At 70.9% G+C, this 17,315-nt stretch carries 14 protein-coding genes; 8 read left to right on the top strand and 6 right to left on the bottom strand.

The window, feature by feature from the left end; all coding sequences use genetic code 11:
* Positions 1-12: 12 nt before the first annotated feature.
* The 5 genes from ACYVK7_RS21240 to ACYVK7_RS21220 all read left to right on the top strand — a co-directional run bounded on the left by ACYVK7_RS21240 (position 13) and on the right by ACYVK7_RS21220 (position 5,411).
* On the top strand, positions 13-999 hold the full coding sequence (locus ACYVK7_RS21240; RefSeq protein ID WP_460889706.1) for a branched-chain amino acid ABC transporter permease: 987 nt from the start codon (positions 13-15) through the stop codon (positions 997-999).
* Positions 989-2,080 carry an ABC transporter ATP-binding protein gene (locus tag ACYVK7_RS21235; RefSeq protein ID WP_460889705.1) on the top strand — a complete coding sequence of 364 codons (1,092 nt, stop codon included), beginning with the start codon at positions 989-991 and terminating at the stop codon, positions 2,078-2,080. Before ACYVK7_RS21240 ends, ACYVK7_RS21235 begins: the two co-directional genes overlap by 11 nt.
* Positions 2,077-2,862: an ABC transporter ATP-binding protein gene (locus ACYVK7_RS21230; RefSeq protein ID WP_460889704.1), complete on the top strand. Its 786-nt coding sequence runs from the start codon at positions 2,077-2,079 to the stop codon at positions 2,860-2,862. The genes ACYVK7_RS21235 and ACYVK7_RS21230 overlap by 4 nt, the downstream gene beginning before the upstream one ends.
* A gap of 94 nt (positions 2,863-2,956) precedes the next feature.
* A complete protein-coding gene (locus ACYVK7_RS21225) occupies positions 2,957-4,072 on the top strand; it encodes a threonine aldolase family protein (protein ID WP_460889703.1) in 1,116 nt (371 codons plus the stop codon).
* A gap of 103 nt (positions 4,073-4,175) precedes the next feature.
* Positions 4,176-5,411, top strand: a complete 1,236-nt coding sequence (locus tag ACYVK7_RS21220) for a glycoside hydrolase family 3 N-terminal domain-containing protein (protein WP_460889702.1) — start codon at positions 4,176-4,178, stop codon at positions 5,409-5,411.
* Between the two features lie 30 nt (positions 5,412-5,441).
* Here the strand turns inward: ACYVK7_RS21220 and ACYVK7_RS21215 are convergent, their stop codons facing one another.
* Together ACYVK7_RS21215 and ACYVK7_RS21210 are read right to left on the bottom strand one after the other, a co-directional pair.
* Positions 5,442-7,721: a S9 family peptidase gene (locus ACYVK7_RS21215; protein ID WP_460889701.1), complete on the bottom strand. Its 2,280-nt coding sequence runs from the start codon at positions 7,719-7,721 to the stop codon at positions 5,442-5,444.
* Between the two features lie 92 nt (positions 7,722-7,813).
* On the bottom strand, positions 7,814-9,121 hold the full coding sequence (locus tag ACYVK7_RS21210; RefSeq protein ID WP_460889700.1) for an endonuclease/exonuclease/phosphatase family protein: 1,308 nt from the start codon (positions 9,119-9,121) through the stop codon (positions 7,814-7,816).
* Between the two features lie 262 nt (positions 9,122-9,383).
* Here ACYVK7_RS21210 and ACYVK7_RS21205 point away from each other — a divergent pair, with 262 nt between their 5' ends.
* On the top strand, positions 9,384-10,001 hold the full coding sequence (locus ACYVK7_RS21205) for a septum formation family protein (protein ID WP_460889699.1): 618 nt from the start codon (positions 9,384-9,386) through the stop codon (positions 9,999-10,001).
* On the opposite strand, the gene ACYVK7_RS21200 is transcribed toward ACYVK7_RS21205, so the two are convergent.
* Positions 9,982-11,193, bottom strand: coding sequence for an MFS transporter (locus tag ACYVK7_RS21200; protein WP_460889698.1), 1,212 nt, complete (start codon positions 11,191-11,193; stop codon positions 9,982-9,984). The genes ACYVK7_RS21205 and ACYVK7_RS21200 overlap by 20 nt on opposite strands.
* Positions 11,194-11,448: 255 nt before the next feature.
* Between ACYVK7_RS21200 and ACYVK7_RS21195 the strand changes: the two genes are divergently transcribed.
* Both ACYVK7_RS21195 and ACYVK7_RS21190 read left to right on the top strand, forming a co-directional pair.
* Positions 11,449-13,755, top strand: coding sequence for an immune inhibitor A domain-containing protein (locus ACYVK7_RS21195; RefSeq protein WP_460889697.1), 2,307 nt, complete (start codon positions 11,449-11,451; stop codon positions 13,753-13,755).
* An 87-nt stretch (positions 13,756-13,842) separates the two neighbouring features.
* Positions 13,843-14,823, top strand: coding sequence for a Gfo/Idh/MocA family protein (locus tag ACYVK7_RS21190; protein WP_460889696.1), 981 nt, complete (start codon positions 13,843-13,845; stop codon positions 14,821-14,823).
* Positions 14,824-14,916: 93 nt separating this feature from the next.
* Here the strand turns inward: ACYVK7_RS21190 and ACYVK7_RS21185 are convergent, their stop codons facing one another.
* The 3 genes from ACYVK7_RS21185 to ACYVK7_RS21175 are packed head-to-tail and all read right to left on the bottom strand — an operon-like array spanning position 14,917 to position 17,244.
* The gene (locus ACYVK7_RS21185) at positions 14,917-15,756 is read right to left on the bottom strand and encodes an amino acid ABC transporter ATP-binding protein (RefSeq protein WP_460889695.1); all 840 of its coding nucleotides are present in this window, start codon (positions 15,754-15,756) and stop codon (positions 14,917-14,919) included.
* Positions 15,743-16,402 carry an amino acid ABC transporter permease gene (locus ACYVK7_RS21180; protein ID WP_460889694.1) on the bottom strand — a complete coding sequence of 220 codons (660 nt, stop codon included), beginning with the start codon at positions 16,400-16,402 and terminating at the stop codon, positions 15,743-15,745. Before ACYVK7_RS21180 ends, ACYVK7_RS21185 begins: the two co-directional genes overlap by 14 nt.
* Positions 16,403-16,446: 44 nt before the next feature.
* Complete coding sequence (locus tag ACYVK7_RS21175; RefSeq protein ID WP_460889693.1) at positions 16,447-17,244, bottom strand: amino acid ABC transporter substrate-binding protein; 798 nt, start codon at positions 17,242-17,244, stop codon at positions 16,447-16,449.
* Positions 17,245-17,315: the final 71 nt, after the last annotated feature.

The raw sequence follows: 17,315 nt of genomic DNA, 5'->3' as shown, positions 1-17,315 counted from the left end.
AGGAGAATCGTCATGGACGAACTGAGTCGTATCCTCATCCAGGCGCTCGGCCAGCTCATCGCGCCGGCCACCGCCGCATACGCTCTCGCGGCGATCGGCCTCAACCTGCACTTCGGTTACACCGGGCTGCTCAACATCGGCCAGGCCGGCTTCATGCTGATGGGCGCGTACGGGTTCGCCATCGCCACGGTCGAGGGCGCGCCGTTCTGGCTCGCCTTCCTCATCGCGGCGGCCGCCGGCGCGCTGCTGGCCCTGGTGCTCGGCATCCCCACGCTGAAGCTGCGCGGGGACTATCTCGCCATCGTGACGATCTCCGCCGCGGAGATCATCAGGTTCGCCGGCCGGTCCACCCTCTGGGCGGACTACACCGGCGGTGCCTCCGGGCTCGCGGGCACCGCGTACAAGGGCACGTTCCAGGACCTGTCCCCGCTGCCCGACGGACGGACCGCCATCGGGCCGTTCGAGTACATCCACAACGGGTCGGACTCGTGGTGGACCCGCATCTTCGCCTGGGGCGTCGTGCTGATCGCCGTCCTCCTGGTCTGGCTCATCACCCGCAGCCCGTGGGGCCGGGTGCTCAAGGGCATCCGTGAGGACGAGGACGCCGTGCGCGCCCTCGGCAAGAACGTCTTCTCGTACAAGATGCAGGCGCTGGTCCTTGGAGGGATCGCCGGGTCATTGGCGGGCATGTTGTTCGTGCTACCGATATCCGTCGCGCCCGACAACATGGGCCGCACCCTGACGTTCTTCGTGTGGACCGTCATGCTGCTGGGTGGTGCCGCCACCCTGTTCGGGCCCGTGCTCGGCTCGATGCTCTTCTTCTTCGTCTACATGCTGCTGCGCACGGGCATGCGGGCCGGGCTCGGCGAGGTCATGCCGGCCCAGAACGTGGAGCACCTGGCCGGACTCATGGTGGGCGTCGCGCTGATGTGCATCGTGATCTTCCGGCCCCAAGGAATCCTGGGAAACAAGAGGGAGCTCGCCTTCGATGTCCGTTGACAAGAATGAGAACGAGGCGGGCGAGCCGACCGGGACCACCGGACCGGTCGGCACGGCCGATCCGGCCGAGCTCGCAGACCCGGCAGAGACGCCCGAGCCGACGGCGAAGCCGGCCGACGAGCTGATCGGGTCCGCTGCCGCCGCCGAGGCGGCCGCCGAGAAGCCGGGTGCCGAACGCAGCGCTGCGGCCCGGAAGGTGACCGAGACGCTGAGCCGCGTGGACGCCAAGGTCGGTGTGGCCAAGCCGGACCCGATCCTCCGGGCCACCGGTGTGGAGCGCCGGTTCGGCGGCATGACCGCCGTCGACGTGGACCACCTGGAGGTGCAGCGCGGCGCCATCACCGCGCTGATCGGTCCCAACGGGGCAGGCAAGACGACCTTCTTCAACCTGCTGACCGGGTTCGACCAGCCCAACCAGGGCAAGTGGGAGTTCGAGGGCCGGCAGATCTCCCGCACCAGCGCCGCGAAGCTGGCCCGCACGGGCATGGTCCGCACGTTCCAGCTCACCAAGGCGCTGTCGCGCCTGACCGTGCTGCAGAACATGCTGCTCGCCGCGCCCGACAACCCGGGGGAGAACCTCTTCGGATCCCTCTTCCGGCCGCTGTGGTCGGGCGTCGAGAAGCGCAACACCGCGAAGGCGCTGGAGATCCTGGAGCGGTTCAACCTCGACCAGAAGAAGGACGACTTCGCGGGGTCGCTCTCCGGAGGCCAGCGCAAGCTGCTGGAGATGGCACGCGCGCTCATGACCAACCCGACCATGATCATGCTCGACGAGCCCATGGCCGGCGTGAACCCCGCCCTGGTGCAGTCCCTGCTGGGGCACGTCCAGGCGCTGCGGGACGAGGGCATGACCGTGCTCTTCGTCGAGCACGACATGCACGCCGTCCGGCACATCTCGGACTGGGTGGTCGTCATGGCCGAGGGGCGCATCGTCGCCGAGGGCCCGCCTGAGAGCGTGATGCAGGACCAGGCCGTCGTGGACGCCTACCTCGGCGCCCACCACGACACCGACCTCGGGGACGACGCGCTGCTCGACCCCGCAGTGCTGGCCCGGCTCGAGGCCGAGGAGGAGAAGCGATGAGCGAGGCGACAGCTGCCGAGACGCGCACGACCGGGACGAAGGTGCTCGAGCCGCTGCTGCGGGCCGAGCACCTGGTGGCCGGCTACGTGCCCGGCGTCAACATTCTCCAGGACTGCTCCATCGAGGTGGGCAAGGGCGAGCTGGTCGGCATCATCGGCCCCAACGGTGCCGGCAAGTCCACCCTGCTCAAGGCGCTGTTCGGGCTCGTGAAGATCCACAGCGGCACAGTGACCCTCCTGGGCGACGAGATCACGGGCATGAAGGCGAACCGGCTCGTGGAGCGTGGCGTCGGCTTCGTGCCGCAGAACAACAACGTGTTCCCCTCGCTCACCGTCGAGGAGAACATGCGCATGGGCGTGTTCCTGCGCCCCAAAACCTTCAAGGAGCGGTTCGAGTTCATCACCGACCTCTTCCCCAACCTGGGGGAGCGGCGCTCGCAGCGCGCGGGAGCCATGTCGGGCGGTGAGCGCCAGATGGTCGCGATGGCCCGCGCGCTCATGATGAACCCGTCGGTGCTGCTGCTCGACGAGCCGTCCGCCGGCCTGTCGCCGGTGCGGCAGGACGAGACGTTCCTGCGCACCCGCATGATCAACAAGGCGGGCGTCTCCGTGATCATGGTGGAGCAGAACGCGCGGCGCTGCCTGCAGATCTGCGACCGCGGCTACGTGCTCGACCAGGGCACGGACGCACACACCGGGACCGGCCGGGAGCTCCAGGCCGACCCGAAGGTGATCTCCCTGTACCTGGGCACTCTCGCGGAGGACGTCGACAAGGCCTCCTGATCCCCGCTGAGTGCTGGGTATCTGTCCGCCGGAACCGGTTGCGCACGACAGATACCCAGCACTCAACGGGTGGGGGGCGGGGGAGAATGGTCGGGTGCAGCACTTTGCGTCCGACAACTACGCCCCCGTTCATCCCGAGGTCATGGCCGCGATGGGCGCGGCCAACAGCGGGGCGGCCGTCTCGTACGGCGACGACCCCGTCTCCGCCCGGCTCCAGGAGCGCGCCACCGAGGTGTTCGGGGCGCAGGCCCGCATCTTCCCGGTCCTCAACGGCACGGGCGCGAACGTCATCAGCCTCATGGCCGCCGCACCGCGGTGGGGCGGCGTCATCGCCAGCGACGTCGCACACGTCCACACCGACGAGAACGGTGCCCCCGAACGGGTCGGGGGTCTCAAAGTCCTGGCCGTGCCGAGCGTCGAGGGCCGCATCGGGCCCGACGCCGTGGACCGTTACGCCGGCGACATCGGCAACGTGCAGCGCGCGCAGCCGGCGGTCCTGAGCCTCACGCAGGTCACCGAGCTGGGCACCGTCTACTCGCCGGCCGACCTCAAGCTCCTCGCCGACACCGCCCACGCGGTCGGCCTGCGCGTGCACGTCGACGGGTCACGCCTGGCGAACGCGGCGGCCACGCTCGGCGTCGCGCTGCGGGAGATCACCACCGACGTCGGCGTGGACATCGTCTCCCTGGGTGCGGCGAAGAACGGCGGCATGCTGGGCGAGGCGGTGGTGGTGCTGGCCGACGGCGCGGCGGCCCCGGGCGCGGCGGACGGCGCGGCGGCCGGACTCGTCGAGGCGGTGCCCTACCTGCGCAAGGCCACCATGCAGCTCGCGTCGAAGACCCGGTTCGTGTCGGCACAGCTCCTGGCCCTGCTCGGCGAGCCGGGCACACCGACGTCGGGCACGGGGCCGGACGCGCCGCTCTGGCTGCGCAACGCCGCGCACTCCAACGCGATGGCGGCGCGCCTGCGCGCCGGCGTCGAGGCGGCGGGCCTGACCGGGGCGGTCCGGATCACGCGCCCCACCGACGCCAACGTGGTCTTCGCGACCCTGCCCCGCGCCGCCGCCGACCGGCTGCGTGCCCACGCACGCTTCTACGACTGGGCCCCCGGCGAGACGGCGGACCGTGTCGAGGTGCGCTGGATGTGCGCGTGGGACACCACGGAGGCGGACGTGGACGGTTTCGTGCGAGCGCTCACCGCCGTCCTCTGAGCCGTTCCGGGCGTAGCGCCCGTACCGCCTGACGGCGCGGACGGAGGATCGTTGGGTGAGACTGAGAGCCATGACGCGGTTTCACCCACTCGGCCTTCTGGCGGTGCCCCTTCTTCTGGTCGCGGCCCTGGCCGGCGGTTGTTCCGGTCCGGCGCCGGAGCCGGATCCCACGGCGCTGCCCGGCCCTGTCCAGCCGGACGCCTCGCCGAGCACGCCGACGAGCACGCCGGAGAGCACACGGCCGAACACACAGCCCGGCACGTCGCCCTCCGGCCCGGAATCGCCGACGACGACACCGGATCCCGAGCCGGCGCCCGGCGCGCCCGACCTGTCGCTCGTGGCCGGCTGGACCCTGCGGGAGAAGGTGGGCCAGATCGTCATGGTCGGCCTGCCGGTGTCGGGCCCGTTCCAGCCGACGTTCGACATGCTCAGGGAGGAGCAGATCGGCGGGGTGTTCCTGCACGGCCGCACGACCGCCGGACGACAGCCGGTGAGGAATTTGGTGGACGCCGCCGTCGCCGCAGCGGCGAAGGAGCGACAGCCCCTCTTCGTGGCGACCGACCAGGAGGGCGGTGCGGTGCAGGTGCTGCGGGGCTCCGGCTTCAGCGACATCCCCAGCGCACTCGACCAGGCGGAACTGGACCCGTCCGACCTGCGGGAACGGTCCCGGTCCTGGGGCGACGAGCTGGCCGCGGCGGGCGTGAACCTGAACCTGGCACCGGTGCTCGATCTCGTGCCCGGCGAGACGGCGTCGTCGAACGCGCCGGTCGGCGTCTTCGGGCGCAACTACGGCTACTCGGCCGAGTCGGTGATCGCGCACGGCAACGCGTTCGCCCAGGGGCAGCGCGACGCCGGTGTGCAGACGTCCATCAAGCACTTCCCCGGCCTGGGGCGGGTCACCGGCAACACGGACGACACCGCGGGAGTGACGGACACGGTCACGGGAGCCGACGCCCCGTCGGTGGACGTGTTCCACGCGGGCATCGAGTCGGGTTCCGGGCTCGTCATGATGTCGTCGGCCGTCTACACGCGGATCGACCCGCAGGCACCCGCCGTGTTCAGCCCGGCGGCGGTGGGGCTGGTGCGCGAGCTCGGGTTCGACGGCGTCATCATCTCCGACGACCTGTCGGCGGCCGTGCAGGTCGCGAGCATCCCCGAAGGGAGGCGAGCGGTCCTCGCCGTCGGCGCGGGCGTGGACCTCGTGCTCGCCTCCGCGCGCCCGTCGGCCGCCCCGGCGATGGTCGACGCGCTGGTCGGGGCGGCCCGGGACGACCCGGACTTCGCCGCGAAGGTGGACGCGGCGGCGGCCCGGGTCGTCGCCGCCAAGGCCGGGCTCTGACACGTCAGGGCTCGGCCCCGGCCGGACGGCTCAGTGGTCGGCGAGGCCGAGTACGTCGAGCACCCAGGCGTGCTCGAACGCGATCTGCTCCCAGGCGGAGTAGCGCCCCGAGACGCCGCCGTGTCCCGCCGACATCTCGATCTTGAGCATCGCCGGCGCCCCGGCGGCCTGCAGCCGTGCCACCCACTTCGCCGGTTCCACGTACAGCACGCGGGTGTCGTTGAAGCTGGTCGTCGCGAGGATTCGGGGGTAGTGCGCCGCGTCGTCGGCCACGTTCTCGTACGGCGAGTACGAGCGCATGTACGCGTACACCTCCGGGTCGTGCAGCGGGTCGCCCCACTCGTCCCACTCGGTGACGGTCAGGGGGAGCGTCGGGTCGAGCATCGACGTCAGCGCGTCCACGAACGGCACCCCGGCGAGCACGCCGGCGAACAGCTCGGGCGCCAGGTTCGTGGCAGCCCCCACCAGGAGCCCGCCGGCGCTGCCGCCGTCGGCCACCATGCGGTCGGACGCCGTCCAGCCGGCGGCGACGAGGTGCCGGCCGGCGGCCACGAAGTCGGTGAAGGTGTTGCGCTTGGCGGCGAGCTTGCCGTCGTCGTACCAGGCGCGGCCCATCTCGCCGCCACCTCGCACGTGGGCGATCGCGAACACGACGCCGCGGTCCAGGAGGCTCAGGCGGGGTACCGAGAAGTAGGGGTCGATCGACATCTCGTACGCGCCGTAGCCGTAGAGGAGGAGGGGCGCCGGCTCGTCCGGCGCGCCGGACCCTGTGGCCGGGTCCGCCGCGAACCGCACCTTGTCCTTGCGCCAGACCAGGGAGATCGGGATGCGGGTACCGTCCTCGGCGACCGCCCACTCCCTGCGCTGGTCGTAGTCGCCCGGGTCGTAACCGCCGAGCACCGGCTGCTGCTTGAGCAGGGTGCGCTCGCCGGAGGCGACGTCGTACAGGTAGAGCGACTGGGGCGTCACGAACGACGTGTAGCCGGCCTTGAGGTTGGGCTGGTCCCACACGCCGACGCCCGCACCGACCGACTCCAGCGGCTGACCGAACGAGATCTCCTGGAAGTCCCAGTCCCGCTGGTCGAGGCGTGTCTCCAGCGGCAGCACCGCCGAGCGGGAGATCGCCTCGCGGCGGTAGTAGAGCACGAGGTAGCGCTTGCTCGCGCTCACACCCTCCAGGCGCACGTCCGGTGCGTGCGGCACGACGACGGTCGCCGCCTCCGGTGTGACCGTCTCGCCGGGTGCGGGCACCGGCGAGCAGACCAGCTCGAAGTTCAGGGCGTCCTTGTTGTGCAGGATCAGAAGCACGTCGCGGGTCGCGGACGCCGGGTCCTGGGTCTCGAGAGGCTCGACCAGCGAGGGCGGCTCGGACAGCGAAGGTGGCTCGACCAGCCCGGCGGGCAGCACCGCGTGCTCCACCGTGTACTCGACGCCCTCGCGGCGCGGCCAGACGACCCGGAACTCACCGGTCGGGTTGTCCGACTCCAGCAGCCACGACTCGCTCGTCACCTTGGAGCCGAGCTCGATCTGCAGGTACTTCTTGGACCGGGACAGCCCGACGCCCACCCAGTAGCGCTCGTCGGGCTCCTCGAACACGAGCGCGTCCTCGGACGCCGGCGTGCCGAGCCGGTGCCGCCAGACCCGCCAGGGGCGCCAGGCCTCGTCGACGGTGAGGTAGAAGACGTGCTCGCCGTCGGGGGCGAACAGAGCGCCGGGCGCCGTGTCCCGCACCTCGTCGGCAAGGTCCTCGCCCGTCGCCAGGTCGCGGACCCGCAGCGTGTAGCGCTCGTCACCGGCGGTGTCGGCCGCGTGGAGCAGCCGGGCGCCGTCCTCGGACACGTCGAGCGAGCCCAGCGCGAAGAAGTCATGGCCGTCGGCCGCCACGTTCTGGTCCAGGAGCACCTGCTCGCCCGGTACCGGCTCGCCGGGCTCGAGCAGGCGGGGCGTCCAGTCGTCCGGTCCGGCGGCGGGGTAGCGCGCGTGGATCGGGTACTGCTGGCCCTCGACCGTGCGGGCGTAGTACCACCAGTCGCCGTCGCGGGACGGGACCGAGAGGTCGGTCTCGAGGGTGCGGCCCTTGATCTCGTCGAACAGGGTCTGGCGCAGCGGTGCCAGGTGCTCCTGGCGGGCCAGCGTCCAGGCGTTCTGCGCCTCCAGGTGCGCGACGACCTCGGGGTCGTCCTTCTGGCGGAGCCACTCGTAGTCGTCCGTGACGGTGTCGCCGTGGAACGTGCGCGCGGTCGGGCGGCGCGCGGTGGAGGGGGGCGTGGTGGCGGGGTCGATCTCGGCGGGGGGAAGGGCGTCGGACACCGCGTCAGCCTATCCGCGAAGCGCACCGCTGAGTGCGGGATTCTCGCCCTCCAGACAGGGCCGGAGGGGCGAACATCCCGCACTCAGCGGTCTCAGGGCTTGAGGTCCGTCCAGACCAGGCGGTGGTCGCTGCTCGGGAACGGGTACTCGCCGGTGAGCCGGGACAGCGGGTCCGCAGCGGCGGGCCAGAAGACGCCGGCGTCCCGGACGCGCAGGTCACGCGACGGGAGCACGTAGTCCACGCGCAGGTTGCCGGGCGCCGTGTCGGCGAAGTCGGCGGTGTCCAGCGCGGGGTCGCCCAGGTGGTCGAGGTTCGCCCCGGCCTGGAGCGCGGCGGCCTCGGGGGCGCCCGCCGACGTCGCGAGCGGGTCGGTGATCCGCGGGTGGCGCAGCAGCTGGTCGATCGCCGAGTCCACGGAGTCGCCGTCGAGGGGGTCGGCGTTGTAGTCGCCCACGATCACGAACGACGATCCGGGACGCAGCCCACCGCGCCGGCCCTCGTCGTCGTACTGGTAGCGAGCGGCGCGGCCGCCGCGCACGTAGTCCGCCCAGAACCTGATCTCGTCATGGTTGCGCAGGCCGTTGCGGTCCTCGGCCCCGTCGAACGACGGCGGCGTGGGGTGCGCGGCCAGCACGTGCACCGTGTCGCGGCCGACGCGCACCGGGACGTCCCAGTGCGACTTGCTCGACAGCGGCAGGACCGCGAGCTCCTCGGCCGAGTACCAGTCGGCAGGAGCGTCGGTGGCCGGGTCGTCCGGCAGGAGTGCGCCGGGCATGTCCTGCCACCGGAAGTCCTGGAACGTGCGCACGCGGTCGTGCTGGATCGGGTACTTCGACAGCACCACCATGCCGTACTGCCCGGGGAACAGGCCGAAGCCGAGCGCGTCGTCGCCCCCGCCGACGGTCCCGTCGTTGTTCAGGTCGAACCCGCTCGGCACGCCGGTGTTCGACGGCGCCACGAAGGCGTACGGGTACTCCACCGGCGTGCCGGTGCCCTGCGGTACCTCGAGGTAGTTCTCGCGGAACAGGTCCGCGGCGGCGTAGGGGTCGGCGTCGCCGGAGTAGTCGAACTCGTTCAGCAGCACGACGTCCGGGTTCGCGTGCTGGATGACCTCGGCCACGGTCGCCGCCTGGGCGTCGTCGCCCGAGGACAGGTCGGCGACCAGCTCACCCTCCGTCGCACGGTTGAGCGACAGGTTGTAGGTGGCGGCGCGCAGGGTCCGGTGCCCGGCGCCGGGCCGGTCGCCGCCCGGTGCGGCGACCGCCGGCCCGCCGGCCGACGGTGTGCGTGCGGACGCCGGCTCGGCCGACGCCGTGCTCGCCGAGGCGAGGAATGCCCCGGCCAGCAGGGCCGCTGCCGCGGCTGCGCCGGTCAGGCGTGCGGGAGTACTGGCTCGCATGACTGCTCCTTCTTCGCCGGCGCCGTGGGTGCCACGGGTGCCGTGCGGTGGTGTGCTGCGCGGGTGGTCCGCAGCAGTCACCGTAGAACGCGGTCGGCTCGGCGGGGTGAACGGCGCGTGAACAGCCCGGCGCGGCGCGTCGTGACCGAATAGTTGCACGTCGGAGCCGTGCGAGGGCGTCCGTGACGGTAGTTTTCCGGAGCGGCCCTCCTGGCCGTGGCGCCGGCTCCGGTCGTCGCGCAGATCTTTCGAGGAAGAGTCGATGAACCGCACTTTCCGTTCCGTCAGCAACGTCGTCAGCAACGTCGTCCGCAGCGCCGAGCGGATGCCGGGCCGTCGCCCGGCCGGCCGTCCGGCCAGGCTGCTCGCGACCACCGCCGCGGTGGCCGTCTCGCTGACGATGCTCACCGGCTGCGGTGCCCTCGACGACCTCATCTCGGGCGGCGAGCCCCCGCGCGACGAGCCGGGCGGCGAGATCACCGCCTCGGCCGAGGCCGACGCGTTCGAGATCCGCACGGGCGACTGCATCGACCTCGGGGCGCTCGCCGGCTACGACGACCACGGGGAGGGCGAGGAGTACGAGGTCGAGTCCGTACCGGTCGTGCCCTGCGCCGAGCCGCACACCGGCGAGGTCTACGCCGAGCTGGTCATGGAGGGCGACGAGTTCCCGGGCGAGAAGGGCATGGCCAAGACGTTCGAGGACTGGTGCTACGCCGAGTTCGAGAAGTTCGTCGGCGTCTCCTACGACGAGTCGGTGTACAGCTTCACCGGTTTCTACCCGACCAAGGACACCTGGGAGCTGCTGGACGACCGCACCCTGCAGTGCATCGTCAGCTCGGAGGAGCCCGTGACGGGCACCCTCAAGGACGCGCTGCAGTAGCTCGCGTGGCGCGCAGGTCGACCGCGAGGACGACCAGCGCGCCCAGCACGAAAGCAGCCCCGACCAGGGGCACGGTGCCGACGCCGACCGTGGCCACCACCAGCGCCCCGAGTGCCGCTCCGCCGCCGATCCCGATGTTGAACACGGAGCTCGATATCGCGGTCGCCGACTCGGTGGCGCCCGGGGCGACCTGCATGGACAGGAAGGACAGGGCGGGCGGGATCGCGCTGAACGCGAGACCGAACAGGGCCAGCCCGACGAGGGCGAGAGCCTGGTTGTGCCCGAGCCCCCAGAGCAGCACCAGCGCGCCGGTCAGCAGGCCGAGAGCCACGACCACCGTCTGCCACGGCCGTTTGTCGAGCACCTGGCCGATCAGCAGCGTCCCCGTCAGGCCGGCGGCGCCCTGGCCCAGCAGCAGCGCGCTGAGGTACCGGTCGGGGAACCCCGCCGTCTCCAGCAGGAACTGGGTGACGAACGTGATCATCATGAACCCGCCGGTCACGAGCAGCACCGTGACCAGCATGAGCGCCAGGAACCGGCGCATGCTCGGGTGCGTGCCGCGGGCCGTCCCGCTCTGTTCGGCGTCGACGTTCGGCATGGCGATCGCCATCACGACGCACGCGACGAGGCTCACCACGGAGAACGCCAGGAAGGCGGTGCGCCAGCTCGACTGCTGCCCCACCCAGGTGCCGAGCGGCACGCCGAGCAGCGGCGCCAGCGAGTTGCCGATGGCGAGCCGCGCGATCATCTTGCCCCGGACGGCGGGGGCGAACAGGCTGGCGGCGGCCGGCGTGACGACCGACCAGAAGAGCGCCTGCCCCAGCGCCGTGATCATGCGTGCGGCCATCAGGTCCGCGTAGCCGATGGCGACCGCCGACCAGAGTGTTCCGACGGTGCACACCGCGGTGGTCGCCGCCAGCACGTAGCGGCGCGGGAACCGGCGCGTGACGCGCGAGAGCGGCCACGACGTGAGGACGACGACGGCGGCGTACGCGGTGACCAGCAGGCCGATCTCGGACGTGGTGCGGCCCAGGTCGGGGGCGATGAGGGTGAGCAGCCCGCCCGGCAGGTTCTCGGCCGTGACGAAGGTGAACGCGCTCACGGAGAGGGCGAGGAGCGCGACGGCCGCGCGCCGCTGGTCCACGGGGGGCGCGGCGAAGCTCGCTGCGGTGGCGGGCGTGCTCGCACTCATGCTGGTCTCCGGCTGGTCGGCGGGCTGGGCTTCACCCGGACGACGAAGAGGCCCGGCGGGCACGACAAAGATACGCGCCCTCGAATCGATTCTATCCAACCATCTCCGGCATACGGTGTGCACGAAACATGTGTCGTAGGCAACATTGTCGTAATATTTCCCTGCTTTCCTCTTCTGGGGACATTGGTGTCCCGGTAGGTCCGGCGACCAGATCCACCTCCTCGTCCCGGACGCCGCACTCTTCACGGAGGAAAGATGAACCGACGTATCTGTGCCGTCGGCGCGGGAGCGGCTCTGCTGCTCTCGACCGCCGTCGTGCCGATCACCGCCTCGGCAGCACCCCACGCCGAGGACGCACCGCCGCACGCGGCGCCGGCCAAGGAGGACAACCGTCCCGACGCCCTCGCCGAGAAGCAGACCGAGAAGCGGCAGCGCGCCGTCGACATGGTCGCGACCGGAGAGGCCGAGGTCGAGACCCGGGGCAAGGGCTCCCGCGCCTCGAAGGTGGTGGAGATCTCCCCGCGCGAGTACGTGCAGTACGGAGTCGAGGAGACGGCGCAGCTGTTCAGCATCCTCGTGGACTTCGGCGACGAGGTGGACGACCGCTACCCGGACGCCCCGGCGGGCCCCGCGCACAACGAGATCCCCGAGCCGGCCGAGGACGACAACTCCACCTACTGGGAGCCCGACTTCTCGCGCGAGCACTTCCAGGAGATGTTCTTCACCGGCCTGGAGGACCAGGGCGGGGAGTCGTTCCACGGCGTCTACGACGAGATGTCGTCGGGCCGGTTCGACCTGCAGGGCGACGTGTCCGACTGGGTCACGGTGCCGTACAGCACCGCGTCCTACGGCACCACCGAGTCCGGCGCGGACATGACGCGGTTCATCCAGGACACCGCGGACGCCTGGTACGCGGATCAGGTCGCCCAGGGCAAGACCGCCGAGGAGATCGACGCGTACCTCAAGTCGTTCGACGTCTGGGACCGCTACGACATGGACGGCGACGGCATCACGGCCGAGCCCGACGGGTACATCGACCACTTCCAGGCGATCCACGCCGGTGAGGGCGAGGAGGCCGGCGCACCCGAGTCGGCCATCTGGTCGCACCGCTGGGCGGTCAACCAGGGCGGTCTGGGCACGGACGGCCCGGCCGACTTCGAGAAGCTCGGCGGCATCAAGATCGGTGACTCGGACCTCTGGATCCGTGACTACACCACGGAGCCGGAGAACGGTGGCCTCGGCGTCTTCGCGCACGAGTTCGGCCACGACCTCGGCCTGCCGGACTACTACGACACCAACGGTGGCGAGAACGGCACCGGCTTCTGGAACCTCATGAGCTCCGGCTCGTGGCTGGGTCACGGTGACGGCACCATCGGCACCACGCCCAACCACATGGGCGCCACCGAGAAGCTCTTCCTCGGCTGGCTCGACTACGAGACCGTCGAGGCGGGCGAGAGCGGACGGGTCGACCTCGGCCCGTCGTTCCACGCCACCACCCGTGAGCAGGCCGCGATCGTGAACCTGCCCGACGGCGTCGCGCGGGAAGACCTCGAGGTGGAGGCGTTCGACGGCAAGTTCGCCTACTCCGGCACGGGCAACGACCTGAACAACACGTTCGTCTCGCCGTCGTTCACCGTGCCCGACGGCGCGTCGCTGACCGCGAAGGTCCAGTACGCCATCGAGCTCGACTTCGACTACGCGTTCGCGGAGATCTCCACCGACGACGGCGCGTCGTGGACCGCGCTGCCGAACAACCTCGCCGCCGCCGACGACCCGAACGGCACCAACCCGGGCAACGGCATCACCGGCAGCTCGGACGGCGCGTGGGTCGACCTCACCGCCGACCTCGCCGACTACGCGGGCCAGACGGCGTCGCTCCGGTTCCGCTACTCGAGCGACGGCGGTGTCGCGGAGAAGGGCCTCATGATCGACGACGTCACCGTGGGCACCGCGTTCGCCGAGGACTTCGAGGACGCGGCCGACTGGACCGCCGACGGCTTCCAGGTGGCCGACGCCGACGGCACCTACGAGGTCACGTACTCCCACTACTACGTCGCCGAGAACCGCGTGTACGGCGGCTACGACGCGACGCTGAAGTCCGGCCCGTACAACTTCGGCTGGACCTCGACCAACAGCGACCGGGTGGAGCACTACCCGTACCAGGACGGCCTGCTGATCTGGTACGTGAACAGCCGGTACGGCGACAACAACACGTCGCAGCACCCGGGTGGCGGCCAGGCCCTGCCGGTCGACGCTCGCCCCACATCGCTGACCTGGTCGGACGGCTCCATCGCCCGCAACAGGATCCAGTCGTTCGACTCGACGTTCGGTCTGCAGAAGACGGACGCGCTCTCGCTGCACCGTGAGGTGTCGGAGACCGAGATGACGCGCCTGTTCGCCTCGAAGCAGCGGCCCGTGCGGACCTTCGACGACAGCGACCCGGAGCGGTACTACGACCCGGCCAACCCGGGCCACTCCGTGAAGGTCGGCGGCACCGGCACCACCATCAAGGTGCTGAGCCAGGACACCCGCAGGGGCCACATGACCATCCAGGTCAACTGACCCCCGCACGACCTTCGTCCGCCAGACGCCCAGGCCACCGACGGTGACCTGGGCGTCTGGCACGTTCGGGGCATTACGCTCGAACTCATGACACACCTGCGATGGGGAATCCTGGGGGCCGGCGGAATCGCCTCGGCCTTCACTTCGGATCTGAACGACAACGGCTTCACCGTGCAGGCGGTGGGGTCACGGTCGCTGGAGAAGGCACAGGAGTTCGCGCAGCGCTCGGGCATCCCGACGGCGCACGGCTCGTACGAGAACCTCGTGAACGACCCCGAGGTCGACATCGTCTACGTGGCCACGCCGCACCCGATGCACGCCGCCGCCGCGAGGCTCGTGCTGGAGGCCGGCAAGCACGTGCTGGTCGAGAAGCCGTTCACGCTCAACGCCGCCGAGGCGCGCGAGATCACGGACCTGGCCGAGCAGAAGGGCCTCGTGGCGCTGGAGGCCATGTGGACCAGGTTCCTGCCGCACATGGCGCGCGTGCGCGAGATCATCGCCTCCGGCGTGCTCGGCGAGGTCCGGACCCTGATGGTGGACCACACCCAGGACCTGCCCGACGATCCCGCCCACCGCATCAACGACCTCGCCCTGGGCGGCGGCTCACTGCTCGACCTGGGGATCTATCCGGTCTCCTTCGCCTGGGACGTGTTCGGCGAGCCGCTCACGGTGCAGTCGCACGCGACGTTCAAGGAGACGGGCGCGGACGCGACCATCGCGACCATCTTCGGGTACGACGGCGCCCGCGTCGCCACGACGATCTCCGCCTCGGACACGAAGGGCCCCAACCGGGCATCGATCCTCGGCACGGAGGGCCGCATCGAGATCGATGCCGTCTGGTACAACCCCGCGACGGTCCACGTCTACGACGCGGCCGGCACCGAGACCGAGACCTTCCAGGTCGAGGTGACGGGACGCGGCATGCACTTCCAGGCCGCAGAGGCGGAGCGTCTGGTCGCGGCCGGCGAGCTGGACAGCCCGCTGCTGTCCCGCGCCGAGACGGTCGCGATCATGGCCACGCTGGACGAGATCCGCGCCCAGATCGGCCTGACCTACCCGGGCGAGTAGCCACCCCACCCCTCCGAGACCTCAGTCTGTTCGCAGTGCGGCCGCTCAAGGCGAAGGGACCTCAAGGCGAAGGGACTGAGGGCTCCGAGGGAGCTAGTCCAGGGGGTGGAGGATGCGGTCCAGGAAGCGGCGGGTGCGGTCCTCCGCGGGATCAGTGAAGAGCTGCGCCGGTGCGCCGCGCTCGACCACCACCCCGCCGTCGAGGAACAGCACCTCGTCGGCGACCTGGCGCGCGAACTGCAGCTCGTGGGTCACCACCACCATGGTCCAGCCCTCGTCCGCGAGCTCCTTCATGACGCCCAGCACCTCGCCGACGAGCTCGGGGTCGAGGGCCGACGTCGGCTCGTCGAACAGCAGGAGGTCCGGCTCGAGCGCGAGCGCACGGACGATGCCGACGCGCTGCTGCTGACCGCCGGACAGCTCGTGCGGGTAGGCGTCGCGCTTCTCGGCGAGGCCGACGCGGGCCAGGAGCTCCTCGGCGCGGCCGGTCGCCGTCGCGCGCGGCACCTGCTGGACCTGGCAGGGGCCCTCGATGACGTTCTCGAGCACCGTGCGGTGCGGGAACAGGTTGTGGTGCTGGAAGACCATGGCGGACCGGTCGCGCAGGGCCGCGCGCTCCGCCTTCGCCTGAGCGGCGGCGGCGCGCCGGCCGGACCAGCGGCCCGCCCGGGCAGCGGCCTGGGCGCCGAAGTCGACCACCGGCCCGCCGTCGAGCTCCAGGAGTCCGCCGTCGGGCGTCTCGAGCCCGTTGAGCGAGCGCAGCACCGTCGTCTTACCGCTCCCGGACGGCCCGATGAGGGCGACCACCTCGCCGCGCCGGACCTCCAGGTCCACCCCGCGCAGCACGTGGTTGGCGCCGAACGACTTCTGGATGCCGCGGGCGGTCAGCAGGCTCTCCGACCCGGGACGGTCGGCGCGGTCAGTGGGCGACATACCGGTCCAGCCTCTTCTCGAGTGCGTTCTGGCCGGTGGCGAGCACCGTGCAGAACAGCCAGTAGATCAAGGCCGCCTCCAGGTAGACCGTCATGAACTCGTTCGAGAACGTGGCGATCTCCTGAGCCTTGCGGAACATCTCGGTGACGAGGATGAGCGCCGCGAGCGACGTGTCCTTGACCAGCGAGATGAACGTGTTCGACAGCGGCGGCACCGACACGCGGGCGGCCTGCGGGAGGATGATCCGGCGCAGCGACCGGGCGGGGGACATGCCCACCGTCCAGCCCGCCTCCCACTGCCCCTTCGGGACCGACAGGATCGCCGCACGGATCACCTCGGCGGCATAACCGCCCACGTTCAGGGAGAACGCGATGATCGCGCTGGGCCACGGGTCGAGCAGGATGCCCACCGACGGCATGCCGTAGAAGATCACGAAGAGCTGCACGAGCAGCGGCGTGCCCCGGATCAGCGAGATGTAGGCGCCGGCGATCCACGACAGCAGCCGGTTCGGCGACAGGCGCATCAGCGCCACGACGAGCGCCAGCACCAGCCCGATCGCGAACGATGCCAACGCCAGCGGGATCGTGCCGGTGAGGCCGCCCAGCAGGAGCGGCCAGAACGAGTCGGCGATGAGCTGCCAGTCCATGTGTCCCTCTCCCCGCGGTCAGCGGAGAAGCGTCGCGGGGTGCGTCACTCGGAGACGTCCTCACCGAAGTACTTCTCGCCCAGCTCGGCGAGGGTCCCGTCGGTGCGCAGCTCCTCGAGGGCGCCGTCGATCGCCTCGGTGAGGGCCTCGCGCTCCGGGGTGGCGACGAACGCCGACTGCGACTCCTCGTCGGTCTCCGCTGCCACCTTGATGCCGGAGGCGTCCTCGGTGTTGGCGTAGTCGAGGTACGTGAGGGAGTCGTTGATCGTGGCGTCCACACGCCCCTGGTCGAGCAGTGCGATGGCCTGGGCCCAGCCCTCGACGGCCTCGACCTCGGCCCCGCTCTCCTGGGCGAGCGCGTTCCAGTTGCTCGTGAGCGACTGCGCGGTGGTCTTGCCCTCGAGGTCTTCGAAGCCCTTGATGTCGTTGTTGTCCGCGCTCACCACGAGCACGCCGTTCGACACGGTGTACGGCGTCGAGAAGACGTAGTCCTCCTCGCGCTCCGGGGTGATCGACACCTGGTTCGCGATGGTGTCGAAGCGGCTGCCGTCCAGGCCGGCGAAGATCGCGTCCCACTGCGTCTCCTGGAACTTGATCTCCACGCCCAGCTTCTCGGCGACGGCCTCGGCCACCTCGACGTCGTAGCCGACCAGCTTGCCCGACTCGTCGTGGTAGCTGAACGGCCGGTACGTGCCCTCGGTGGCGACCGTGAGCGTGTCCCCCGAGACGAGGCCGAGCTCCTCGCCGACACCGCCGGGCTCGCCGGAGCTGCCGCAGCCGGTCAGGGCCAGGAGGGCAGCCGAGGCTGCGGCGGCCGTGAGGAGGGCGCGGTTGCGAGACATGGGGGCTCCATTCGGTGAGTGACACAGATCGACATTGCCGATGCGCGCCCCAAAACTAACTGATGGACGGG

The sequence above is a fragment of the Promicromonospora xylanilytica genome (genome assembly GCF_054782895.1).
The sequence above is the reverse complement of the archived record's forward strand: the minus strand, read 5'-3'. Positions and strand labels throughout refer to the sequence as shown.